Source organism: Glutamicibacter endophyticus, assembly GCF_048457885.1.
GTDB lineage: Bacteria > Actinomycetota > Actinomycetes > Actinomycetales > Micrococcaceae > Glutamicibacter > Glutamicibacter endophyticus.
On record NZ_CP174200.1, the window covers coordinates 2,806,086 to 2,828,918 of the forward strand.

General features: G+C 58.9%; 19 protein-coding genes. 9 read left to right on the plus strand and 10 right to left on the minus strand.

Translation table 11 applies throughout. From position 1 onward, the window contains the following. The first annotated feature begins 298 nt into the window (after positions 1-298). Complete coding sequence (locus ACJD00_RS13070; protein ID WP_418907367.1) at positions 299-1,354, plus strand: carbon-nitrogen hydrolase family protein; 1,056 nt, start codon at positions 299-301, stop codon at positions 1,352-1,354. On the opposite strand, the gene hrpB is transcribed toward ACJD00_RS13070, so the two are convergent. Together hrpB and ACJD00_RS13080 are read right to left on the minus strand one after the other, a co-directional pair. Beyond that, positions 1,351-3,909: an ATP-dependent helicase HrpB gene (gene hrpB, locus ACJD00_RS13075; RefSeq protein WP_418907368.1), complete on the minus strand. Its 2,559-nt coding sequence runs from the start codon at positions 3,907-3,909 to the stop codon at positions 1,351-1,353. The genes ACJD00_RS13070 and hrpB overlap by 4 nt on opposite strands. After that, positions 3,906-4,694, minus strand: a complete 789-nt coding sequence (locus ACJD00_RS13080; RefSeq protein WP_418907369.1) for an alpha/beta fold hydrolase — start codon at positions 4,692-4,694, stop codon at positions 3,906-3,908. Before ACJD00_RS13080 ends, hrpB begins: the two co-directional genes overlap by 4 nt. A gap of 125 nt (positions 4,695-4,819) precedes the next feature. Between ACJD00_RS13080 and ACJD00_RS13085 the strand changes: the two genes are divergently transcribed. Beyond that, positions 4,820-4,957, plus strand: coding sequence for a hypothetical protein (locus tag ACJD00_RS13085; RefSeq protein ID WP_418907370.1), 138 nt, complete (start codon positions 4,820-4,822; stop codon positions 4,955-4,957). A gap of 138 nt (positions 4,958-5,095) precedes the next feature. Here the strand turns inward: ACJD00_RS13085 and ACJD00_RS13090 are convergent, their stop codons facing one another. Both ACJD00_RS13090 and ACJD00_RS13095 read right to left on the minus strand, forming a co-directional pair. Beyond that, positions 5,096-5,848, minus strand: a complete 753-nt coding sequence (locus tag ACJD00_RS13090; RefSeq protein ID WP_418907371.1) for a cache domain-containing protein — start codon at positions 5,846-5,848, stop codon at positions 5,096-5,098. Next, positions 5,845-6,621, minus strand: coding sequence for a GntR family transcriptional regulator (locus ACJD00_RS13095; RefSeq protein ID WP_418907372.1), 777 nt, complete (start codon positions 6,619-6,621; stop codon positions 5,845-5,847). The genes ACJD00_RS13090 and ACJD00_RS13095 overlap by 4 nt, the downstream gene beginning before the upstream one ends. A gap of 168 nt (positions 6,622-6,789) precedes the next feature. Here ACJD00_RS13095 and ACJD00_RS13100 point away from each other — a divergent pair, with 168 nt between their 5' ends. From ACJD00_RS13100 to ACJD00_RS13125, 6 genes are all read left to right on the plus strand, one after another. Then, on the plus strand, positions 6,790-7,851 hold the full coding sequence (locus tag ACJD00_RS13100; RefSeq protein ID WP_418907373.1) for an ABC transporter ATP-binding protein: 1,062 nt from the start codon (positions 6,790-6,792) through the stop codon (positions 7,849-7,851). 31 nt (positions 7,852-7,882) lie between these two features. Then, positions 7,883-9,088 carry an extracellular solute-binding protein gene (locus ACJD00_RS13105; protein ID WP_418907374.1) on the plus strand — a complete coding sequence of 402 codons (1,206 nt, stop codon included), beginning with the start codon at positions 7,883-7,885 and terminating at the stop codon, positions 9,086-9,088. A 98-nt stretch (positions 9,089-9,186) separates the two neighbouring features. Then, the gene (locus tag ACJD00_RS13110) at positions 9,187-10,110 is read left to right on the plus strand and encodes an ABC transporter permease (RefSeq protein WP_418907375.1); all 924 of its coding nucleotides are present in this window, start codon (positions 9,187-9,189) and stop codon (positions 10,108-10,110) included. 17 nt (positions 10,111-10,127) lie between these two features. Next, entirely contained in the window at positions 10,128-10,931 is an 804-nt protein-coding gene (locus tag ACJD00_RS13115; RefSeq protein ID WP_309405660.1) for an ABC transporter permease, read from the plus strand. 77 nt (positions 10,932-11,008) lie between these two features. Next, positions 11,009-12,070 carry an L-glyceraldehyde 3-phosphate reductase gene (gene mgrA, locus ACJD00_RS13120; protein WP_418907376.1) on the plus strand — a complete coding sequence of 354 codons (1,062 nt, stop codon included), beginning with the start codon at positions 11,009-11,011 and terminating at the stop codon, positions 12,068-12,070. Between the two features lie 288 nt (positions 12,071-12,358). Next, entirely contained in the window at positions 12,359-13,741 is a 1,383-nt protein-coding gene (locus ACJD00_RS13125) for an NAD-dependent succinate-semialdehyde dehydrogenase (RefSeq protein WP_309405656.1), read from the plus strand. Positions 13,742-13,822: 81 nt separating this feature from the next. On the opposite strand, the gene ACJD00_RS13130 is transcribed toward ACJD00_RS13125, so the two are convergent. The 4 genes from ACJD00_RS13130 to ACJD00_RS13145 form a co-directional block, all read right to left on the minus strand. Then, on the minus strand, positions 13,823-14,896 hold the full coding sequence (locus tag ACJD00_RS13130; protein ID WP_418907377.1) for an HTTM domain-containing protein: 1,074 nt from the start codon (positions 14,894-14,896) through the stop codon (positions 13,823-13,825). Beyond that, complete coding sequence (locus tag ACJD00_RS13135; protein WP_418907378.1) at positions 14,887-15,642, minus strand: DUF5819 family protein; 756 nt, start codon at positions 15,640-15,642, stop codon at positions 14,887-14,889. The genes ACJD00_RS13130 and ACJD00_RS13135 overlap by 10 nt, the downstream gene beginning before the upstream one ends. 114 nt (positions 15,643-15,756) lie before the next feature. Beyond that, complete coding sequence (locus ACJD00_RS13140; protein ID WP_418907379.1) at positions 15,757-17,631, minus strand: hypothetical protein; 1,875 nt, start codon at positions 17,629-17,631, stop codon at positions 15,757-15,759. Positions 17,632-17,746: 115 nt separating this feature from the next. Beyond that, entirely contained in the window at positions 17,747-20,383 is a 2,637-nt protein-coding gene (locus ACJD00_RS13145; protein WP_418907380.1) for a choice-of-anchor G family protein, read from the minus strand. 422 nt (positions 20,384-20,805) lie between these two features. Between ACJD00_RS13145 and ACJD00_RS13150 the strand changes: the two genes are divergently transcribed. After that, positions 20,806-21,465 carry a LuxR C-terminal-related transcriptional regulator gene (locus tag ACJD00_RS13150; RefSeq protein WP_418907381.1) on the plus strand — a complete coding sequence of 220 codons (660 nt, stop codon included), beginning with the start codon at positions 20,806-20,808 and terminating at the stop codon, positions 21,463-21,465. Between the two features lie 17 nt (positions 21,466-21,482). Here the strand turns inward: ACJD00_RS13150 and ACJD00_RS13155 are convergent, their stop codons facing one another. Both ACJD00_RS13155 and ACJD00_RS13160 read right to left on the minus strand, forming a co-directional pair. Then, positions 21,483-22,223 carry an SH3 domain-containing protein gene (locus tag ACJD00_RS13155; RefSeq protein ID WP_418907382.1) on the minus strand — a complete coding sequence of 247 codons (741 nt, stop codon included), beginning with the start codon at positions 22,221-22,223 and terminating at the stop codon, positions 21,483-21,485. A 75-nt stretch (positions 22,224-22,298) separates the two neighbouring features. Next, entirely contained in the window at positions 22,299-22,802 is a 504-nt protein-coding gene (locus tag ACJD00_RS13160) for a ferritin (protein WP_418907383.1), read from the minus strand. Between the last annotated feature and the right edge of the window lie 31 nt (positions 22,803-22,833).

Genomic DNA, 22,833 nt, shown 5'->3' on the forward strand with positions numbered 1-22,833 from the left:
CCCCGATTCGTCTGCGACATTGGGGGATTCGCAGGCGGATCGGACCCTTGGCTCCCGGCGCGAACGTCGAAAACCAAGAATTCTTCGCTGGGGTTCTCGCGGTGCCCAAGATCACCACAACCCACTGGTATACCGTATCGCATAATTGGCCGATTGACGAAAACGTCCCTGCCCACATCCGCGTCACGGTGCCGGCGACAAAGTTTGTCACGATCGCGTCATATCCCGCAGACGCTACCTATGGCGGGCTCTAGGGTGTTGACTAGGACGCGCAAGCCAGCAGACGAGGAGTTTGACGATGACCGAACCGTTGGGCGTAGCCCTGGTGCAATACCCGCCAAATCCCGTGCTCGGCGATCTTCTGGCCTTCCTCCGCGCGCAGGTGCCGCTGAAGCCGCATATGCGCCTGTGGGTCTTCCCCGAACTCCACCTGGGCCCGCGCGTCGAGCAGGCACCGCATCAGGCCGCACGCGCCCTGACGGATCCGGAACTCGGGCAGCTGGGCCAGGTGGCCGCCGAACTAGGGATCTGGCTGATCCCCGGCAGCATCTACGAGCGCGGGGCCAACGGGACCGTCTATAACACCGCGCTGGTGTATGCACCCGATGGTACCCGGGTCAGCAGCTACCGAAAGATCTTCCCGTGGCGGCCTCTGGAAACCTCCGTCCCGGGCACCGAATTTGAGGTGTTCGAGATCCCCGGGCACGGCACCATCGGCCTCTCGATCTGCTACGACATCTGGTTCCCGGAACACACCCGACAGCTAGCCTGGCTCGGGGCCGATATGGTCATCAACATGGTGCAGACCGGAACCTCGGAGCGCAGCCAAGAACAGGCCATCGTGACCGGCAATGCGGTGATGAACCAGCTCTGGGTGGCCTCGGTTAATACCGCGTCCCCGGTGGGCCGCGGCCGGTCGCTGATCGTCGACCCGGAAGGGGTACGACGGGCCGAACTGCCCGGGGCCGAACCTGGAATCCTGACCTGCATGGTGGATCTGGGGCAGACGCGCACGGTGCGCAACTACGGCACCGCGGGTGTGTCCAGCCCCTTCAAGCAGTTCTATGCCAACGATGTGCCGATCCACCTGCCGATGTACGACGGCTATCTCACCGGCGCCTCCATGGCCGCGGCCCTGGGCGAGCCGACCCCGCCGGCGGCACCCGGCCCGCAGACCGCCGCGGAGGCACAGTCCATGGCCATTTTCGGGGCGCCGGCCGCCGCGGCCGATCCCACCGTCTCCGAACTACCGCTGGAAGGCCCCGAGGACGGAGACTTCCTGGCCGATTACTCCCCCACCCCGAGCGGTGAACCGGGCTCTGGTCTGCCGCTGGTACCCGAGGCGGGTGCCTAGGAGCGCAGCCGGCGGTTGGTGAGTTTGGTCGGTTCGTGACTCATGGGGTCCTCGGGCCACGGATGCTTGGGATAGCGTCCACGCATTTCGGCGCGCACCTGACGGTACGGACCGGAGAAAAAGCTCGGCACGTCCTCGGTCACCGCCAGGGGACGCCCGGCCGGTGATAACAGGTGGAACTGCACCGGTAGCTGCCCGCGGACGAGCCGAACCGGCTCGGTCATCGAAAAGCATTCCTGCAGCTTGACCGCCACCACCGCCGGCCCCTGCTCGTCGACCGGCGGGTAGCTAATTTGAATGCGCGAGCCGGAGGGCACCTGCAGCTCGGTGGGCACCAACTCGTCGAAATCGTGGGCGTGTTCCCAAGGAATCAGCGCGCGCAGGGCCTCGCGCAGATCGACGTTGCCCGCCGGGGTGCCACCGGCCACCGCCTCAAGCACACCGCCGAGCCACTGGTCTGCGGCCGCGATCAACGACGACTCGTCCATCGGCCGGAAAGGCTCACCCAATAGGCGGTGAGCCACGGCCAGCCGACGACGCAAGGCCTCAAACTGCGGCTGCTCCCCGAAGAGTCCGAGCCGCTGCTCCGCCAACGCCGCCTGCACCGCCGGTACGGCCAGCTCCTTGGTCACCGGCACCGGGTGGCTGGCCAGTTCGATGGCCCCAAAACGCTCGATGCGCCGGGCGCTGAGCTTTCCGGCGCGGAAGGTGGCCGTTTCGGCGCGGGTGTGCAGTTGTGGTTCGAGGTGCAGCACCTGTTCGAGGTCGGTGGCCGCGGCGAGCCGGATCAGGGTGCGCGGCCCGCTGCGCTGGACTTCGCCGATGGCGAGGTACTCGTGTTGCTGCAGCGGGCTGCCGGGCGGAAGCTGGGCCCGGGTGCCAGAGGCCAAGAGGTACTCCCCCGGTGCCATCCGGCGGGCGACCCACTGCGGGTACGCCAGAATCATCACCGTTGCCAGCGCCTCGTTCAGCGAGCCAGCGTGGGTGGATTCGGCCGACCCCGGGGAAGATGCCGGGCCATGGGACGCGTTGAGCAAGGCTTCGAAACGGCGTACGTCGGCGGCGTAGCTTTTCTTCTCGCGATGTTCTCCACGCTCGAGGGCCTGCGCGAGCGCCAACGCGTCCGCGCCCTCGGCCCGGTACCCTCCGGTCAGCACGGCGGTGGCCCGCGCGATCCGGTCCGCGCTGCAGTGTGCTGCCCCGTCGAGCAAGGCCCGCGCCGTGCGTGGATCGGCCGGAATCTGCAGCATTCGCCGACCGGCGGCGGTGATCTTGCCTTCTGCGTCTACGGCTCCCAGGGAACGCAGCACCTGCTCGTCGCCGCGCATGGCCTCGGCCGGGGGCTGTTGCCACAGTTCAAGACCCTCGCCGCGCGGGGTCCCCCACGCGGCCAGATAGAGCCCGGCCTGCACGAGGTCCGCGGTGCGGATCTCGGCGGTGGTCGCCGGGTCGGCGGCGGCGAAGGAGCGTTCATCGAGGGTACGCACCACGGTGCCGGGCACCAGACGTCCGGCACGCCCGGCGCGTTGCGTAGCCGCCGCCCGGCTGGCCACGACGGTCATTAGCCCGCTCACCCCACGCACCGTGTCGCGGCGCGGTTCGCGGGCATAACCTGCGTCGATTACTAGGTTCACGCGCGGAACGGTCAGCGACGATTCGGCGATAGACGTGGCCACGATGATCCGCGGCGGCGTGCCAACCGCGGGCACACTGAGAATCTCATCTTGGGCGCGGGGCGGAATTTGGCCGTGGAGCACCAGCGCCTGACCGCCCAAGGTGCCGATGCGACCGGCGACGGTTTCGGCTTCGCGCACCCCGGGCACAAATACGAGGGTGTCATAGACATCGTCCTGCGCATTATTGGCCCGTGTTTCCTGCACCGCGACCTTCGCTACGTGCTCTAGGTAGTCGGTGCGCAACCCATAGTCATTGGTTCTGGCACCACTGAAGCTCTCGAAGCGTTCTTGGACCGGGTGCTGGGCCGTATGCCCGTGCACCTCACGCACCGGACCGGCCGCTTGGAGCAGTCGCCGAAGATCACCCGCCTCGAGCGTCGCGCTCATCACCACGAGGGTGAGGTCGCCGCGCAGTTCGGCCACCTGGACAAGCATGGCCAGCAGCAGATCCGTGTCGATCGAGCGCTCATGCACCTCATCGAGCACCACGGCCGATACCCCGCTCATTTCCGGGTCTGCGAGCAGTCGGCGCAAGAGCAGTCCCGCGGTGACAAACTCGATGCGCGTCTCGCCCGAGACTTTCCGTTCCCCGCGCACCGCGTACCCCACACGCTGGCCGAGCGGCTCACCGATCAGCGAGCTGAGCCGCCGGGCCGCGGCTCGGGCGGCCACCCGGCGCGGCTGGGTCACGATCACTTTGCCCGCACCCACCGCATTGGCGGTCACCGGCGGCACGATGGTGGTCTTGCCCGAGCCCGGTGGGGCCTGCACAATTACCGGTGCCCCCGGCCGCTGGCTCAGGTAGTCGGCAAGCTCTTCGCGGCTGCCACCAAAAGCCAGCGCGGCGGCGATCGGTTCGAGATCGAAGTCTTCGCTCATGCCCTCGAGCTCCAGAAATTCGTGACGGCCTCGACCACCGGCTCAATGGGAAAGAGCGTCGACCCATGGGTACGTCCGGGCAGCGCGACCAGTCGGGCCTGCGGCATGATGCGGGCCATGGTTTTGTTGTGCTCGAAGCGCGGCATGTCGCGGGTGCCGACCATGAGCAAGGTCGGGACCTGGATGCGCGCGAGGTCGGCCTCGTCCAGATTCTGCAATCCCTCGGCCGCTTCATAGTAGGCGGCGAGCGCCAGCGGGTCGTTGTGCATGAAGGCCAACCGTGTGGCCGGGTCGAGCCGCCCGTTGCGTACTTGCCCCCGCACGAAACCTTCGATATCACCATCGCGCAGCACCTGCAGGTACCCGGGGAAGAACAGCTGGTCGATCTCCCCTTCTTCGATGCGATAGGTGCCGCCGAGCATGATCAGGCTGAGTAGGCGCTCGGGGTGCACGCTGGCCAAATGTAGACCGGCCCGCGCACCGAAGGAGTACCCCATGAGATGTACCCGCTCGAGCTGTAGGTGATCGAGCACCGCGCGGATATCGGATCCGACCTTGGCCATGGTGTAGTCGTCGACGCTGTGCAATTTTCCCGAACGGCCGTGGCCACGCAGGTCTAGGCGAATATTGCGGTGCCCCGCCCCAAGTGTTTTGGTGTAGCCCAGACCGCGCCAGATGGAACGCGACAGGGCCGAACCATGGAGGTACAGAATGGGCTCGCCTGTGGCTTCGTCGTCGTCGAAGAAGATTTCGGTGCCATCGTGGGGATTGACGATCTGGGGCATGGAACGATTATTTCGCGTGGGGTCACGGATGCCGAAATCCGCGAGTGCTCGACAAAGCTCGAGGACCCGGGCAGACTGAAACTACGGGCCTGCCGGGCTCACTGCATCTATGGAAGGGAGCGGTCATGAGCGAACAACCCGAACATGGCGAAGCCACCGAAGAAGAGATCGCCGAAGCCAAGCAACATCAGCATGACGATGAGAAGGTCGATGAGTGGGAGGAAGAATCCTTCCCCGCCTCTGACCCTCCGGCTAACTACTAAAAGCACGGATATCATGCACGTAGCTTCCAGCTAATCATCAGACTCGACTCTTAGAGTGGAACTACCTTCTCAAGGTGCGAGTGATCTAGAAAACCGGTCCCGCAGGCGTTACCTCCTTGGCCCTGCGAGACCGGTTTTTCAATGCCCGGCGGCGGGGGTCACCAGCGCGAGCGGTAGCCCGGTCAGCACGTTGATATCCACCCGCTGCTGCGTGCCATCGGGATTCGGCAGCTGATGCCCGTGCAGGTTTTCGCCCTCCCAGCCGCGCACCAACCGGGCGCCACAGGCTAGTTGGGCGCTGGCCGAGGCCAGCACCTTGCCATGCGCGTTGATGACCGTCGCCCGCGGGTTGATCTGCGCAAGCACCCGTGACATCGGCTCTTCAAAGTCGGCCACGAGCAAGTCAAAGCCGACCACGCCCACGACCTGCCCAGCGATTTCCACCGGCGCGGTGAAGGTCAATGTGAAGTCATCGGTACATAGGAAGTCAACGTAGGGTCCGGCGATGTGCACCCGGTGCTCGGTGATGGGAATCGAGAACCATTCACGGCGGGTGTAAATATCGCCCGCGGTTTCCATGGCCACAAGCAGGCGTCGGGCCAACTCGGGCCCTTGCCACCACGCCATATGCCAGCGGGCGTCCGCTAGATAATCTTCGACGGCCACGAATCCGGCACCGCTGAGGGGCAGTCGAATACGCTGGCGTAGTTGTTGAATACTCTCCTGCACCAGCTCATCGAGGGGCTCCGACTCAGGATGTTCGCCCAGCGCAGGCAAGTGCCCCTCGAGACGGCCACGGAGCGTTTCGAGGTGCTCAAGGAGTTCGCCAAAATATGATTCGACGGCGCGTTGCTCATTCGAGCCGGGCGCCGACGCGGTGCTCTGATTCATGGAAGGCCCTTCGTGGATAGCGAGTGCGATGATGAACTTCCCGAGGCATGGTAGTCGACCAGCCAGGCCACCGCGGCGCGCACATAGCGCATCACTGCGGCCCGCGCGGCCTCGGCATCCGCAGCGCGCAACGCGGCCAGTAGTTCGGCACAGCGACGCAGCCCCTCGTCATCGAAGGCGGCGTCCTCGTGGGCCAGGGACATCAACGCTCCGAAACCGCTATGCAGCCTGACGTACTCACGGGTCAGTGCCGCCGACTGGCTGAGCGCCGCCACTTCGAGCAGGAAGTTGGCCACCTTGGCCCCGGGAAGTTGGGTCGAAGTGCTCTCTTCGTCGAGCAGGCGTTGCAGAATGTCGATTTCCTCGTCGTCGGCCCCCTCGGCGGCCAGTTCGGCGGCGGCTGCAAGGATCGCGGCATAGTGGATGCCGAGGTCTCGTAGTTGCACGCGGGAGAGTGCGGCGAGTTTTTCTCGTAACAGCTGGCGGCGTCCACCCACCGGCAAGGTCAGGAAGGTGCCCCCTTCGCGCCCCCTGCGCGTGGCCACTAGCCCCATGCCGCGTAACTGCGAGAGCGCGTCACGACAGGTCATGGTGGACGCTCCCATGCTGGCCGCCATTTCGGCTTCGCTGGGTAGCCGGTCACCGTCGGTAAGCACGCCCATGCTGATACCGGAAAGAATGCGCTCCATCACTTGTTCGGCGCGGGTGGCGTCGTTCAGAGGGGCAAAGACGCTACTGAGTTGGCGTTGATGGGCCGCAGGGTTTCGTGCCATAACTTTCATCTTGCCTCCTTTCCCGACATATTGCCGCTTTAGACCAGCCCACTCGAGCAATTTTTTTCGGCCCGACTCTAGCTATAACCTCTAACATCTGTTTTCATATGTTAAGCGAAAACAAAGTTGTTGGCTAGATCACACTTCGGCGAGAGGACGTGCAGCACCATGACCGGCACACGCAGCCAAACCCTAGAACCGCCCGAGCAGTCGCTACAGGCGCGACCCGCCATCTCGTTGCGCGGTATCGAAAAATCTTTCGGCACCTTCACCGCCGTACGGAACTTAGACCTCGACATCGCCAGCGGAGAATTCTTCTCCCTCCTGGGCCCCTCCGGCTCCGGGAAGACCACGGTGCTACGCATGATCGCAGGCTTTGAACGCCCCACCGCCGGCAGTATCGAGCTTGACGGCGAAATGGTGACCGACAAGGCCCCCTTCGAACGCAAGGTCAACACCGTCTTTCAGGACTACGCGCTCTTCCCGCACCTGAACGTGGCGCAGAATGTGGAATACGGGCTGAAACTACGCAAGGTCCCCCGGGCACAGCGCCAGCAGATGGTCAACGAGGCGCTGGAAATGATTCGGCTCCCCCAGGTAGCCCGGCGCCTGCCCTCCCAGTTATCTGGTGGTCAACGCCAACGAGTGGCCTTAGCCCGCGCGCTGATCCTCAAGCCGCAGGTGCTCCTGCTCGACGAACCGCTCGGGGCGCTGGATAAGCAACTGCGTGAGCAAATGCAGATTGAACTCAAACAGATTCAACGAGAGGTCGGCATCACCTTCGTCTTCGTCACCCACGATCAGGAAGAGGCCCTTTCGCTCTCCGACCGCGTCGCGGTATTCAACGACGGTCGCATCGACCAGGTAGGCTCCCCCGCCGACCTCTACGAACGTCCGGCAACCCGTTTTGTGGCCTCCTTCTTGGGACACACCAACCTCATCGAAGGCGACCTGGCCCGCCAACTGCTTGGCGCCCCAGGTCCCTTCTCGCTACGACCCGAGCATGTGCGCGTGGCCCCCTCCGCACGCGCGGCACACGACCAGCAGGCAACTTTGACCGCAACCATTCGCGAAGTGGTCTACACCGGTTCCTGCACCCGTTTCGTCGCTTCCACCCCCAGCGGCGCAGACATCATCTTCCAAGAACTCAACGGTGCATCCACGCAGCCACCGCAGCGCGGCGCCGAGGTAGTCCTCGAGTTCGACCGGCGCCATGCCGTCGCCATCTAATCATCAGCACTCAATCCGAAAGGTCTCCATCATGAAACGCACGAAACGACTCTCCCTGGCTGCCGCGGGCGCCAGCCTCGCCCTGGTTCTCGCGGGCTGTGGAAGCTCCGGCGGCGATGCCGGCGCCCAGTCCTCGGGTATCGAGGTTCCCGATTTCCCCGTGGCCGAAAGCGTCGGAGACTCCGAAGGCCAGGTCAACATCGTTGCTTGGGCCGGATTCGTCGAGGACGGTTCGACCAACCCCGACGCGGATTGGGTCACCGACTTTGAGCAACAGACCAAATGTCAGGTCAACCGCAAAGTGGGCGCCACCAGCGACGAGATGGTGCAACTGATGCGCACCGGTGAGTACGACGTGGTCTCAGCATCCGGCGATGCGTCGCTACGGCTGATCGCAGGCGGCGATGTGCAACCCCTGAACACGGACCTGATCCCCAACTTTGGCAACTTGGTCGAGGGACTCAAGGGCCAGCTCTACGACAACCTCAACGGCAAGACCTACGGTGTCCCAATCGGCCGTGGCGCCAACGTGCTGATGTATAACACCGAGAGCGTGAAGCAGGCGCCAGATTCTTGGGCCGACACATGGGAGTCCGACAGTCCCTTCAAGGGGAAGATCATGGCGTACGATTCCCCGATTTTCATTGCCGACGCGGCGTTATACCTGATGAGCACGCGGCCAGAGCTTGGCATCACCAATCCCTACGCGCTCGATGAATCTCAGCTGGCCGCCGCGGTCGAGCTGTTGAAGCAACAGAATGAAATTGCCGGCGAATACTGGAACGATGCGCTCAAGGCCGTATCGTCGATCTCGACCGGCACCGCCTCGCTTGGCACCGGCTGGCAGGTAGTGGTCAATCTGGCCACGGCGGATGGCGGCAAAGTTGCTTCGGTGCTACCCAAGGAAGGTGCCACCGGCTGGTCCGATACCTGGATGATCTCGTCGAAAACCAAGAACCAGAACTGTGCCTACAAGTGGATCGACTGGGCTTCGTCGGCTGAAGTCAACGCGCAGATCGCGCAAAACTTCGGCATGGCTCCGGCAAACAAGGAAGCCTGCGAAGGGACTAAAGAAAACGAAGCACACTGCGAGACGTTCCACGCCACAGACGAGGAGTACTACAAGCAGGTGTGGATGTGGACTACCCCGGTTGAGCAGTGCATCGACGGCCGCACTGACGTGAAGTGCACCAACTACCAGCAGTGGACCAAGGCCTGGACCGAGGTCAAGGGCTGACGCACCGTCAACGGCTGTGGCGTGGGCGGCGTTCCGCCCGCGCCACAGCCCTCGAGCCATCGCGAAGGAGGCAGCGGATCGCTCCGCGACTTAGACCCATGACTACCATCGACCAACGCCCAGCACCCACGGCAGCCCCACCGGATCCGACTCGATCGAATACGGCAACCAACCGTATTTCGCGCTACCTATATCTGCATCCGAAGGTCCGCCTAGCAAGCCTCTTGAGCCTGCCCATGGCGTGGCTCGGCGTACTGTATATCGGTTCACTGCTCCTGCTATTCGCCACCGCGTTCTGGCACACAGACCCTTTCACATCCAAGGTCATCCCCGGATTTACGCTGGAGAATTTTCAAGAGCTGGTTCTCCAAGAGGCGTATCGCAACACCGCCGTGCGCACCATTGGCATCGCGTTGGCGGTCACGATACTCTGCGCCGCGCTCGCGCTGCCGCTGGGGTTGTTCATGGCGAAGGTCGCTGGCCCGAAGCTGCGTGCCATACTCGCCATCGGAATCACCCTGCCACTGTGGGCCGGGTACCTGGTCAAGGTATTTTCCTGGCGCATCACCTTTTCACAGGGCGGGCCGTTGGACTGGTTACTGGCCCCGTTGGGCGTGGACGGAATGGGCTATGGGCAGCCGGCCGTGGTCATCACCCTCGCCTATCTCTGGTTCCCCTATATGGCAGTACCGGTGTACACGGCATTCCGGCAGATTCCGGACAATCTTTTCAATGCCTCTGCCGACCTTGGCGCGAAATCTTGGGGCACGATCCGAACCGTGGCGCTTCCCCTGTTGAAACCGGCACTGATCGCTGGATCGATTTTTACGTTCTCGTTGTCGCTCGGTGACTATATCGCGGCGCAGTTCGTGGGCGGCAAGACCCAAATGATCGGCACGGTCATCGCGCAGAACATCAACCTGAATCCGCCACTGGCCGCTGCCTTTGGTCTCGTGCCGATTCTGGTGGTGGTTGCGTATCTGTTCTTGGCCCGCAAATCCGGGGCTCTGGACGCCCTTTAAATTTTCAGGAGCACATTATGCAGCTTTCACGCACCGCCAAATTCTCGCTGGGCGCCTTCGCCATCGTGGCAATGGCCGGAATCTACCTGCCATTGCTCTTGGTAATCACCAACTCCTTCAACGCCACGACCTCGGGCGCTTTCCCGATTCAGGACTGGACCACCAAATGGTGGGTCGCAGCCTGGCATAACGAGGGCGTGCGCGAGGCGTTATGGACCTCGATCAAGGTCGCATCAATCGCCACCGTCATCGCCCTAGTGCTCGGCACGATGATCTCCTTCGCGCTGGCCCGCTATGAATTCTTCGGCAAGCACACGGTTAACCTGCTGGTCGTGTTGCCCATCGCCTTACCGGGCATTGTCACAGGCGTGGCCTTTTCGAATACCTTCAAGCATGTCTTTGAACCCCTGGGGATCGGACTTGGCATGCTCTCGGTGATCGTTGGTCATGCCACCTTCTGTGTGGTGATGGTGTTCAACAATGTTCAAGCCCGTCTCGGCCGGGTAAACCGCGGCCTGGAGGAAGCCGCCATGGATATGGGTGCCAACCTGTTTACGACGTTCTCTCAGGTGACCTTTCCCGCAATTCGCTCCGCGCTGATCGCGGGCGGACTTTTAGCCTTTGCGCTGAGTTTCGACGAGATTGTGGTGACAACCTTTACCACCGCCCCGGGCACCGAAACCCTGCCTATCTGGATCTTCAACAACATGTCCCGCCCGAATCAAGCACCGGTGGTCAATGTGATCGCAGCTGTGCTGATTGTGTTCTCGATGATTCCGGTATACCTAAGCCAAAAATTGACCGGTGATGATCGAGACTAGGCATGTCGACGCCGATCCTTACTCGGCTGACATAGGCTGGATGTAGCACGTTAGAAGCAATCGCAGAAAGGCCATTCGTGGACTACGAGCGCGTCAATTCTCTTCCCGAACTGCATCGACCATATACGGCGGCAGCCGACCGCTATGAGCACTTTGGCTATCGCCGCGTAGGAAACTCCGGACTGTTACTACCTCCGCTGTCGCTGGGCCTGTGGTGGAACTTTGGGGACAACCGTCCGTTCGATGCACAGCGCGAAGTACTACGTCACGCTTTCGACAGCGGTATCAACCATTTCGACTTGGCCAATAACTACGGTCCGCCGGCCGGCTCGGCAGAAGAGAACTTTGGGCGCATGATGCGCAAGGACTTCAAGGGCTACCGAAACGAGCTCGTGATCTCCTCAAAGGCCGGTTACGACATGTGGCCGGGCCCGTTCGGTAGCTTTGGCTCGCGCAAGTACCTGATTTCCTCGGCCGAGGCCTCCTTGCAGAAACTCGGCGTGAACTACGTGGATATCTTCTACTCGCACCGCTTCGATCCGAAGACTCCGCTGGAAGAAACCATCGGCGCACTGGACACCTTGGTGCGTCAAGGTAAGGCGCTCTACGCCGGTATTTCTTCGTACTCCGCGGAGCGCACCGCCCAAGCGGCGCAGATCGCGCGTGATTTGGGCACCCCACTGGTGATTCATCAGCCGTCGTACAACATCCTCAACCCTTGGGTTGAGCACGGCCTGCTCGACACTCTGCGTGACGAGCAGATGGGCGCCATCGCTTTCACCCCGTTGGCCCAAGGCTTGCTCACCGACAAGTACCTAAACACCACCGAGGTTCAGCGTCAGGGCGGACGTCGCTCGCTCGAGGCTCATCTGACCGAGGAGAACTTGACCAAGGTCCGCCGGTTGAACGAGGTTGCCCAGTCCCGTGGGCAGTCGTTGGCTCAAATGTCCATCGCCTGGCTGTTGCGTGACGGTGCCGCTACCTCGGTACTCATCGGTGCCTCCTCCACGGCTCAGCTCGATGAGAACCTCGGTGCACTACAAAACCTGGAATTTAGCTCGGAAGAACTTGCGCAGATCGCTGAGATTGCGCAAGGTGATGCCGGGATCGACTGGTGGAAAGCCTCAGCGATTGGCTAAAGACTTGCCCCTTGATGAAGTTGCATGGTGAGCACCTTAGACTTCATCAACCACGGCCGGTTTCGGGACTCACAAACAACGTTGTATGGGGCTCCGGACGCCGGTTTTTGCAGGAAATAGCTTCCAAGGCAGCGAGTCAGAATACTGGTTAGCTTAGGGAGCAAAGTGACGGTATGCTCATACAAGGCATTCCGTGAAGTGATTCACATTCATTTTATGGTTTCGTCGGCTACTATCTACGGATAAAGCCCACGGATACGTTAATTACAGACTCAAATAGGAGCATTGATGAGCGCCCCAACCTATAAGGTTCTGAATCCGGCCACCGGCGAGGTCGTCGAAGAGTTTGCCACGGCCACCGACGCCCAGATCGAAGAAGCGCTGGCCGGAGCCCAGAGCTCGTTCGAAGCATGGCGCGAGGTCGACATCAACGAACGTGCAAAGATCGTGAACCGCGTCGCCGAATTGTTCGCCGAGCGCGCCCAAGAGCTCGGCGAGATCATGACCATCGAAATGGGCAAGCCGCTGTCTGAAGCCATCGGCGAAGCCGAATACTGCAAGGACATCTTCGCCTACTTCGCCACCGAAGGACCGGAACTCGCAGCCGACCGCGAGATCAAGTCCTTCTCAGGCGGCAAGGCCTTTGTGCAGCACCTGCCGGTTGGCCCGCTGCTGGGCATCATGCCGTGGAACTTCCCGCTGTACCAGGTGGCACGTTTCGCCGCGCCGAACCTGATGCTGGGCAACACCATCGTGCTCAAGCACGCCGAGTCCTGCCCTCGCTCGGCTCTGGCCATCCAGTCCATCATGGACGAAGCTGGCGTGCCGGCCGGTGTCTACAACAATGTCTTCGCTACTCACGATCAGATTTCGACGATCATCGCCGATCCTCGCATTCAGGGTGTGTCCCTTACCGGTTCCGAGCGTGCCGGCGCCATCATCGGCGAGCAGGCTGGTCGCAATCTCAAGAAGGCCGTGCTGGAGCTTGGCGGTTCGGATCCGTTCGTTGTCTTGGACTCGGACAATGTTGCCGAGATCGCGCAGACCGCGTGGGGTTTCCGCATCGACAACACCGGTCAGGCTTGCAACTCCAACAAGCGCATGATCGTCATGGACAATATCTTCGACGAGTTCGTCGCTGAACTGACGAAGAAGGCCGAGGGTCTCGTACCGGGCAACCCGCTGGAAGAACAAGAAGGCACCTTCGCCCCGATGTCTTCGCGCCGCGCAGCCGAAGACCTGCACGCGCAGGTACAGGACGCAGTTTCGAAGGGTGCTACCTTGCACGCCGGCGGTGTCCTGCACGACGGTCCGTCGGCCTACTACGCACCGGCAGTACTCTCCGGCGTAACTAAGGAAATGCGCGCGTACTACGAAGAACTGTTCGGGCCGGTTGCCGTGGTCTACAAGGTCTCGAGCGATGAAGAAGCTCTCGCACTGGCCAACGACACCATCTACGGTTTGGGTGGCTCGGTGCACTCCACCGACGTGGATCGTGCCGGAAAGGTCGCGGCCGGGCTGAACGTCGGCATGGCCAACGTCAACACCGTCGCAGCTGAGGGCGCTGAAATGCCGTTTGGTGGCGTCAAGCGTTCGGGCTTCGGCCGTGAGCTCGGCCCGCTGGGCATGGACGAGTTCGTGAACAAGCGCCTGTACTACGTAGCCGACTAACGGCACGTTGAAACTACGAAAAGGTCGGGCTGCTCTTCCAACGAAGAGCAGCCCGACCTTTTCGTAGTCGTATGCGGGTGGCTAGTGGTTTATGAGGGTCACTGTTTCCTCGCTCGTACGCGGGCGATTGGGCGGTGACGGATTTCCGCGCTTACCAAACTTAGCGACGAGAGCGTCCCAACAGCCTTTCAACCAACGTTGAATCACGAGCCACGTGGCCCCAGATACAAGCACCGCATCAGCTGAGGCCATGATGCCGGAGAAGAAGGGCAACCCCATGACGATGGCAATGCCTAGATGCATCCCCAAAATAGTAATCAGAGCGATGCGGCGCGTGACGCGGTGGAACAACATAAACGGGAAAGCGATCTGCGCTATGACTGTCACGTAGGTGATCAGCACAACAACCCAGGAATTGTAGCTAATCAGCTCGCTAAGCCACGGAAATACCCCATAGTACTCGGAAGAAATGGGGTAGTACATCGCGGTGCCGGCCTGCCAAAGCGAACCCTGCACCTTGTACATACCCGCCTCGAAGTAGACGAGGCACAGTTGAGCGACCACAAGACAAAGTGCCACGTTATGCAATACGGTAACGATCTCGAATTGCCGACGCACATGCCCCTTACGGTTGCGCCGCCACGCATCAATCGACCAGACGCGGGAAAGGTCGGCAAAGATCAAATAGATCAACATGATTCTAATGAAATAGTTGCCACCGTCCGACACAGGCGTGTTCTGAGCATTAATGGCTGTATAGAAAACGAAAAGCAGCGGTGTGACGAATCGGGTTTTCCAGCCCACGGTGAACAGTATTGCCAGCAAGATAGCAACTACATACCAGAATACGAAGAAAGCCGTCCCCGTACCTTCGAGAACATTCAGTGGCCACTTGTATCCGAGTACACTCCTGTACGGCTCGAGATAGGCGGAGCCTGGTCCCCAAATCTTGTCCGCAACTGGCGCATTGAACACTAGCCAGCCTAAAATCAGCAAACCTGAAGCCATGCGCATAACGGCTAGCCCATATACAGCGTGCCGCTCTACGGTGAACCAATCGTAGAGACTGGACGCGTACTGTTGGGGAAGGCCTCTGAGATTCTTGAGCCATCGACGCACTGACGGAGCCGTTTGTAGTTCGTTCTTTAGCTCCATGATGCCACCGTGTCCTCACCGAATGCCTTGACGTCTCGCCATCCAATCAAGCGCTCCGAGCTGCTCAGTTCCTTTTCTGGTTTGTGCCGCTGGGCAAACGGAGTCACGGCGTCACGGCGCAACTTCAGTTGGACCATACTCGCAGATCCCCACTGTTCTTTGGCATACAAAGTGGCAAAACCTACGGCCACGTCTTCCATTCGCTTATAGCTTCGCATGTCTTGCAGTTCAGACGCCGGGATAGACTCCGCTGCCTCTTTCGAATCCAGGTCGTAGCCGAAGACGGGGTTCCCGAGAACGAACGGCTTAGCGATCTCATTGGCATGCTCATCGCTAAGATCATTAATCGTTGGCCATAAACGTCCATGAATGACCTTCGACTGTTTTGATCCTCGGTTGGCAAAGATGTTCCCCGACAGATGAAGCATCTCTTCCTCAGTTACATTGCGCCACTCCGAGAACTTGGCACCGCCCTTCGAACCTTTGGCGCACACGTCTGCTGTAGATAGGCAAGCTTGCACCAACAAGTATTCATCTTGCGAATAGGGACCCGGAGCAAAAAGACTCCATCCTTGGTCCAGCGGCCCCAAAAAGTAGTTACTTAATTGCGGCTCGAGAGAAGTTTTGATTGGGGTGGACGGACCGGTGAAAACAAGCGTTGCAAAAATGTGAACTGCCGCAAGCACGCCAGAAATTAAAAGCACTGCGACCGTCAAAGGTCTTGCACTCTTTCGTGATCTACTCATGAGTCTTCCTTAAAACACTGACAACACATGCTGGCTGACAATGGTGTCCTTAAATCGAAGGATGAGGGGCACCACGAAAAGTGGTGCCCCTCTCCCTAACGCAAACGCGTGTCGTTAGCTGACGCGACGCTTACGTGCAACCAACGCGCTGGCAATACCGGCTGCGATCAACAAGATCGCGCCAATTCCGATCACCATCGCACCGTTGCTACCAGTTTCGGCCAGCGAGTTTGGCTTCTTACTGCCGTTCGCGCCGTTATTGGCAGAACCATCCGAGCCATTTGCACCGTTGTTCGAATTGGTGTTGTCACCAGTGTTCGCGTCGGTGTTATCGCCCGAGTTATCAGCGGTGTTCGCGTCAGTGTTCTCTGCAGTGTTCACGTCAGTGTTCTCCGCCGAGTTATCAGCAGTGTTTTCCGCAGTGTTCACATCGGTGTTCTCCGCCGAGTTATCAGCAGTGTTTTCCGCAGTGTTCACATCGGTGTTCTCCGCCGAGTTATCAGCAGTGTTCTCGTCAGTATTCTCTGCAGTGTTTACATCGGTGTTATCAGCAGTGTTCACGTCGGTGTTATCAGCAGTGTTCACGTCGGTGTTATCACCAGTGTTCTCAGCAGTGTTTACATCGGTGTTCTCAGCAGTGTTTACATCGGTGTTCTCAGCAGTGTTTACATCGGTGTTCTCAGCAGTGTTTACATCGGTGTTCTCAGCAGTGTTTACATCGGTGTTATCAGCAGTGTTCACATCGGTGTTATCACCAGTGTTCTCAGCCGAGTTATCAGCAGTGTTCACATCGGTGTTATCACCAGTGTTCTCGGCCGAGTTATCAGCCGTGTTGTCTGCGGTCGGGTCTTCCTTCGCAACGACGGTGAAAGTGGTGAAGTCGTAGTCACCCGACTGATCTGTCGCAACGACGATGTAGTTGCCAAGCTCGAGATCAGTCGAGTCAACTTCAAAGCTGATCTCACCGTCACCATTGGCACTGACAGAGGCAGGAATGCCCTGGGCAGCAACCTGTGCGTCATTTGACGGCTGCGCGCCCAAGTACGTCATGGAAATTTGAGCTTCACTATCTGCAGTGAATTTCTTTCCGGTTACAACGCCAACCTCACCCTTTACTAGACGGTTTGGGGTGATATCAATTGCAACGTGACGCTTGGTAGCTTCCTTCTTGACCTCGAAGTACTCAGTGAACGTCTTGCCGGTCTCGTTGTCGGTTACTTCTACAACGTAGATACCTTCGTCTAGACCGTCAGTCTTGATGACTTCCTTGAAGTGTCCGTTCTCGTCCACAACAACTTCGAAGCTCGGCACCATTTCTTCGCCATCTGAGTTCTTCACCACGACTTCGACCGTGCCGTTTGGAGTGAACTTGTCACCGATTACATTGACGTCTTCGCCTGGCTCGACGCTACCGGGGACGACGGTCACCTGAGGATGTGCCGAATTATCTGCAGTATTGTCTGCAGAGTTATCAGCAGTGTTCACATCGGTGTTGTCCGCAGTGTTCACATCAGTGTTGTCGGCAGTGTTCACATCGGTGTTGTCCGCAGTGTTCGCTTCGGTGTTCTCAGCCGAGTTATCAGCAGTGTTCACGTCAGTGTTGTCCGCAGTGTTCACATCAGTGTTGTCGGCAGTGTTCACATCGGTGTTGTCCGCAGTGTTCGCTTCGGTGTTCTCAGCCGAGTTATCAGCAGTGTTCACGTCAGTGTTCTCAGCCGAGTTATCAGCAGTGTTCACCTCAGTGTTCTCACCGGTGTTGTCCGCAGTGTTCACCTCAGTGTTCTCACCGGTGTTGTCCGCAGTGTTCACCTCAGTGTTCTCACCGGTGTTGTCCGCAGTGTTCACCTCAGTGTTCTCACCGGTGTTGTCCGCAGTGTTCACCTCAGTGTTCTCACCGGTGTTATCAGCAGTGTTCACCTCAGTGTTCTCACCGGTGTTATCAGCAGTGTTCACCTCAGTGTTCTCACCGGTGTTGTCCGCAGTGTTCACCTCAGTGTTCTCACCGGTTATCAGCAGTGTTCACCTCAGTGTTGTCACCGGTGTTGTCCGCAGTGTTCACATCAGTGTTCACCGGTGTTCACCGGTGTTGTCCGCAGTGTTCACATCAGTGTTCAGTGTTGTCCGCAGTGTTCACCTCAGTGTTCTCACCGGTGTTATCAGCAGTGTTCACCTCAGTGTTCTCACCGGTGTTATCAGCAGTGTTCACCTCAGTGTTCTCACCGGTGTTGTCCGCAGTGTTCACCTCAGTGTTCTCAGCCGAGTTATCAGCAGTGTTCACCTCAGTGTTGTCACCGGTGTTGTCCGCAGTGTTCACATCAGTGTTGTCACCGGTGTTCACATCGGTGTTGTCCGCAGTGTTCACATCAGTGTTCTCAGCCGAGTTATCAGCGGTGTTCACCTCAGTGTTGTCACCGGTGTTCACATCGGTGTTGTCCGCAGTGTTCACATCGGTGTTGTCCGCAGTGTTCACGTCAGTGTTCTCTGCCGAGTTATCAGCGGTGTTCACCTCAGTGTTGTCACCGGTGTTCACCTCAGTGTTGTCACCGGTGTTCACATCGGTGTTGTCCGCAGTGTTCACGTCAGTGTTCTCTGCCGAGTTATCAGCGGTGTTCACCTCAGTGTTGTCACCGGTGTTCTCTGCAGTGTTCACATCGGTGTTCACCTCAGTGTTGTCACCGGTGTTCTCTGCAGTGTTCACATCGGTGTTCACCTCAGTGTTGTCACCGGTGTTCACATCGGTGTTGTCCGCAGTGTTCACCTCAGTGTTGTCACCGGTGTTCTCTGCAGTGTTGTCCGCAGTGTTCACATCGGTGTTGTCCGCAGTGTTCACCTCAGTGTTGTCACCGGTGTTCTCTGCAGTGTTGTCCGCAGTGTTCACATCGGTGTTCACCTCAGTGTTGTCCGCAGTGTTCACGTCGGTGTTATCACCGGTGTTGTCGGCAGTGTTCACTTCGGTGTTGTCAGCAGTGTTGTCCGCGGTGCTTTCATCGGCCACCGTGAAGTTCACTTCATCGGACGTATTACCGTCCGTTGCGGTGACGGTATGTGGGCCTGGTGCCACGTCGACAAACTCGGTGCTCCACTTGCCTTCTCCGTCTACCTGGACGGTCTGCGGCGTACCACCGTCGATTGACACCTCAATTTCGGTGTTGGGCTCGGCGGTGCCAGTTACCGGAACCGTGCTGCCGATTACCTCTTCACCCTCACCTGGGGTCAGGATATCCACTGGTGCAATGACTGGATCTTCATCCAATGCACGTACTGCCGACGTTGCTAGCGAGATCTTTGCCGCCTGCGCCGAAGGCAACAAGGTCAGAGTCAGTGCTGAGACAAAAACTCCCTCGGTGCCGGAAAGATCCTTCGCACCTTGCTCGTTCAAGGTAATCGAGAGCAACTGCGCAATGACATCATCAAGCACCGGCGCCAGCGGAGTGACCACCGAAGTCACAATGCCATCGACCGCAGGCTTCACCGCTCCAACAGCATCAGTCAGTAGCGTCCCTACAACCGGGCGCACAATATCCACTACTGCGCTAAGCAATGGTGCAACCAACGAACCGAGCCCGGATCCAATTACCTGGGGCGAGTTGCCAGTGGTTCCTGCGAAATCACCCAAGCTACCCACAACTTGGACGCCAACATTGGTAACCACGAGGCTGACATCCAAGTCAACGACCAGTTGAACCTCGTTAATGGCTGCGACAAGTTTGTCATTCAGGTCGGTAGCAACATTGCTCAGTACGGTCGTTAACTCAGTGGTGATAGCTTCGATCATCGACTGGCTCAGTAGCTGTGTATTTGGTGCTTGACCGTTGAGGTCTCCACCCACGAGCTTGGCTAGGTCGACCGACACCACACCTGTTCCCAGGTCCACGGAGACCAATCCGGTGTCCGAGGTAACGACCCCCTCCAGAACTTCAGTCTTGACGACGTTGAGAGCGTCATTCAAACCATCGATATGGATCTGCGCGGTGTCTACACCCAGGCCGACCAAATTGATGGCTTCAAGCGACCCAATCAACGAGCTAAGGACGCCACCATCACCGACTGCGGCATTAAGAGTGGTGCCAGCAACATCAACAACGTTGCCGAGTTGCGAGGTCAGTTCGCCCACAGCCGGACTGGTCAAGTTAAGCTTTGCGTCTGCAATCGTGTAGTCCCGAGTAACGGTCGTTCCGTTCTTTTCGGCACGCGATGCTAGTGCACCCAGTTCCAAGTTTGCTTCGCTCAGAATCTGATCGGTCAGCCCACTTACGTTCAGCTGGTCGAAGAGCTGAGTCAAATCCACACGAGCTGGACCGTTTCCGGAGTCCGGGCTGACGCTGATCGCACCATCCTCAGCAACCGCGCCCGCAGAGCCAATAGCATTAGTCGCGCTTGGAGTGCTCGCGAAACTATGTGCGACACCAAGCTCACCGAGTTCCAGCAGGCCACCGTTCCCGGCGTCGCTGATCAACGGCAGGTTAAGTCCTCCCCCAAGGTCAAGACTCACCGACGAATCAAGCAAGGAGAGATTCAGTGGGTTGCGAACGGGACCCGTTGCGCTCGGGTTGCCTGCCGTGCTCGAAGCAGCATCGGCGAGGTCGATATTAAGCAAGTTAGCGTCAAGGATCTGCCCAAGTGCTTCCGAGTTATCCGTAGGCGCTGCGTTTGCAGCACCTACCGCCGGCAAGGCGAAGAGACTTGTTGCCAGCGCGCCAGCAAGCACGCGGGCGCCGCGCCGTCTCTTTCTGACCTTCACGGGTGATGTTTCTACATGCACCGCTACCTCCAGAGTTCGAGTTTAAGAAGAGAGATAGACGGATTTCACAAAATCCGCCAATCCTAATTTATTGACACTGAATGCTCATTCACAGGTTTCTTTCAGCCAATTAGTTGAGATTCAGGCTAACTTTTTTAGCCGACAGGCTAGTTTGCTTAGCTGAATAGATACCTTCAATTTTTTGGCATGCTTGCGGTTGATTGAAACATTGACCAACCTGTAGTGATCACTGCGTTGCTCAATTGTTATGTCTTAATTTCCAAGAAAGTCGATGTTTCGGCGAACTCGCCACTCAGTGCGACATAAACTACGTATATAGGGCTGACCATCTCATCACTCGATTTCATCCGCCCACACGTAATCACCACCAGATCGGCGAAGAGATTAGGAAGTAACAGTTCATGGTTCGAGTCGTTCTCGCTGACAGCGACCACTTCTCGCTTGCCGCAATCAACAGATTCCTCGAGTCTGCCCTAGATATCGAGATTATCGAAACTTGTCAGACGGTAGCTGATGCCAGTAAGTGCACGGTTAAACATAAACCGGAGATACTCTTAGTTGAAGCCACCATCCTCGAACCGGACAGTGCCGAAGCCTTAGAATTAGTTCGCCATTCTTCTCCCCAAACTAAAACCGTGCTTTTGACCTCTGAAGACGTTCGAAGCCTTGCGTTTAGGGCCTACCATGCCGGGTTTTCAGGACTTTTGTCGAAGCGAACCATTAGTAAAGAACTTCCTGGGGCACTCCGCGTGATTGCAGCCGGATATAAGATCTACGCTCAACCACACAACGATCAAGAGCCAACGCCGCGTGCACAACACCGGACGATTCATAATAACTACTTCGAAGCCTTGGCCGAACGTGACCGCCAGCTGGTCACTGCGGTTGCGTCGGGATTGACTAATTCGCAAGTCGCTCGCTCCCTGCACATTAGTGAAGGTCTCGTGAAACTCAAGTTGGCCACGATTATGGATCAACTAAGAATCACTAATCGTGTACAGCTCGCGGTCATCGCAACCGAATACGGTCTCATCACGTCAGCTGAGCTCCGCTCCCACTGACGAGAGTTCTTAGACTTCTAGTACACCGTACGTAGTTGGCTAGCTGGCACCCACATCGTCTCCCCAGATCTTTCGATCTGGCGCCAAGCCCCTTGGCGAGCAATGACCACGACTGCGGTATCTGCTTGAAGGATTCGAATCAACGAATGATGATCCCCGGGTCCCCGTCTGGCATTGAGTCGAATTGTTGTCAGCGCCCGTTGGTTTGGGATGGGTATCAGGTCACCCGCTACCGGACGTTTGGGTAACTCGAGGAGATACGTGCTGGCAACCCAGCCTAGCCGTTGTCCAACCTGAACCTTGGCCCAGGCGCCATCCTGCTCTAGCAGCTTCACACCGGTCCCCTGTTCAAGGTGACACAGCACCTGGTGGGCCGTGCCTCGCCCACTGCGAAGCTTCAGGCGTGCCGTTGTCTGGTGTGTGGGTTGTTGCTGGACGAATCGTGAAGACGGTGCAACCGGGCGTTTCGCCGTAGCTTCATCAGTCTCTGCTTCTTCAACAGCCTGCGTCGGTAACGGTTCGAGGTAAATTGCCACGACCCACCCAAGGCGTCCGTCCACGTTTACATGCGCCCAGGAGCCACGAACCTCGAGCAAGACAAGCCGCTGATGCATTTCCAGCGTCGTTTGCACGAGATAGTGCGAACCGGCACCCTTGCGAAGCTTCAGTGGGGCGGTGGTGCGGTGCGTATGCGACGCTACGGAACCATCGCTCCTTGCTGGCCGCTGCCTTGCCCGATACACATCCACCTCTGACATACGAAAACTTGGAGAAGCGGTTTACCGCTTCTCCAAGTTTATTTCATATTCCGTTTGCGGTTCTCCGCAGTGTCGCTAGGCTTCCTGCGACTGACGAGCACCGAGCTCAGCATCAAGACGCAGCAAGCCGGCGCCGTTGTCACCGATCATGCGTACGCGATCGAGAATCTCTCCCACGGTTGCTTCTTCTTCAACCTGCTCATCGATGAACCAGTGCAGCAATGGCATCGAGTCGATGTCGCTCTCGGTCTGTGCCAGTCGGTACAGTTCGCGGATGGCTTCGGAGACTTTTTGCTCATGGGCCAAGGAAGCCTCGAACGCATCCGCCACGGACTTCACGTTGAGAGCCGGGGCCTGCTGCTCGCCAATCCGAGGATGCGCCGCCCGGTCCGTCATGTGGTTCATGAACTTCTCGGCATGTACGATCTCTTCGGCGGCCTGCGCCCGGAACCAACCGGCAATGCCCGGTAGGCTCTGGACATCCATCTCAACGGCCAGCTGACGGTAGACCGTCGCAGCGCTCAGTTCGAGGGTTACCTGATTATTGAAGGCTTCTGCCAACTTTCCTGTAAGTTCCATGTACTTACAGTACGACCGATCTAACACCTTG

What these genes read in the sequence shown, in the direction of transcription:
- ACJD00_RS13135 (WP_418907378.1), bottom strand. Translation starts at nt 15,642, where the DNA reads ATGAGTAGATCACGAAAGAGTGCAAGACCTTTGACGGTCGCAGTGCTT.
- ACJD00_RS13070 (WP_418907367.1), top strand. Translation starts at nt 299, where the DNA reads ATGACCGAACCGTTGGGCGTAGCCCTGGTGCAATACCCGCCAAATCCC.
- ACJD00_RS13105 (WP_418907374.1), top strand. Translation starts at nt 7,883, where the DNA reads ATGAAACGCACGAAACGACTCTCCCTGGCTGCCGCGGGCGCCAGCCTC.
- ACJD00_RS13095 (WP_418907372.1), bottom strand. Translation starts at nt 6,621, where the DNA reads ATGGCACGAAACCCTGCGGCCCATCAACGCCAACTCAGTAGCGTCTTT.
- hrpB (WP_418907368.1), bottom strand. Translation starts at nt 3,909, where the DNA reads ATGAGCGAAGACTTCGATCTCGAACCGATCGCCGCCGCGCTGGCTTTT.
- ACJD00_RS13115 (WP_309405660.1), top strand. Translation starts at nt 10,128, where the DNA reads ATGCAGCTTTCACGCACCGCCAAATTCTCGCTGGGCGCCTTCGCCATC.
- ACJD00_RS13160 (WP_418907383.1), bottom strand. Translation starts at nt 22,802, where the DNA reads ATGGAACTTACAGGAAAGTTGGCAGAAGCCTTCAATAATCAGGTAACC.
- ACJD00_RS13110 (WP_418907375.1), top strand. Translation starts at nt 9,187, where the DNA reads ATGACTACCATCGACCAACGCCCAGCACCCACGGCAGCCCCACCGGAT.
- ACJD00_RS13080 (WP_418907369.1), bottom strand. Translation starts at nt 4,694, where the DNA reads ATGCCCCAGATCGTCAATCCCCACGATGGCACCGAAATCTTCTTCGAC.
- ACJD00_RS13125 (WP_309405656.1), top strand. Translation starts at nt 12,359, where the DNA reads ATGAGCGCCCCAACCTATAAGGTTCTGAATCCGGCCACCGGCGAGGTC.
- ACJD00_RS13100 (WP_418907373.1), top strand. Translation starts at nt 6,790, where the DNA reads ATGACCGGCACACGCAGCCAAACCCTAGAACCGCCCGAGCAGTCGCTA.
- ACJD00_RS13155 (WP_418907382.1), bottom strand. Translation starts at nt 22,223, where the DNA reads ATGTCAGAGGTGGATGTGTATCGGGCAAGGCAGCGGCCAGCAAGGAGC.
- ACJD00_RS13085 (WP_418907370.1), top strand. Translation starts at nt 4,820, where the DNA reads ATGAGCGAACAACCCGAACATGGCGAAGCCACCGAAGAAGAGATCGCC.
- ACJD00_RS13130 (WP_418907377.1), bottom strand. Translation starts at nt 14,896, where the DNA reads ATGGAGCTAAAGAACGAACTACAAACGGCTCCGTCAGTGCGTCGATGG.
- ACJD00_RS13090 (WP_418907371.1), bottom strand. Translation starts at nt 5,848, where the DNA reads ATGAATCAGAGCACCGCGTCGGCGCCCGGCTCGAATGAGCAACGCGCC.
- ACJD00_RS13150 (WP_418907381.1), top strand. Translation starts at nt 20,806, where the DNA reads ATGGTTCGAGTCGTTCTCGCTGACAGCGACCACTTCTCGCTTGCCGCA.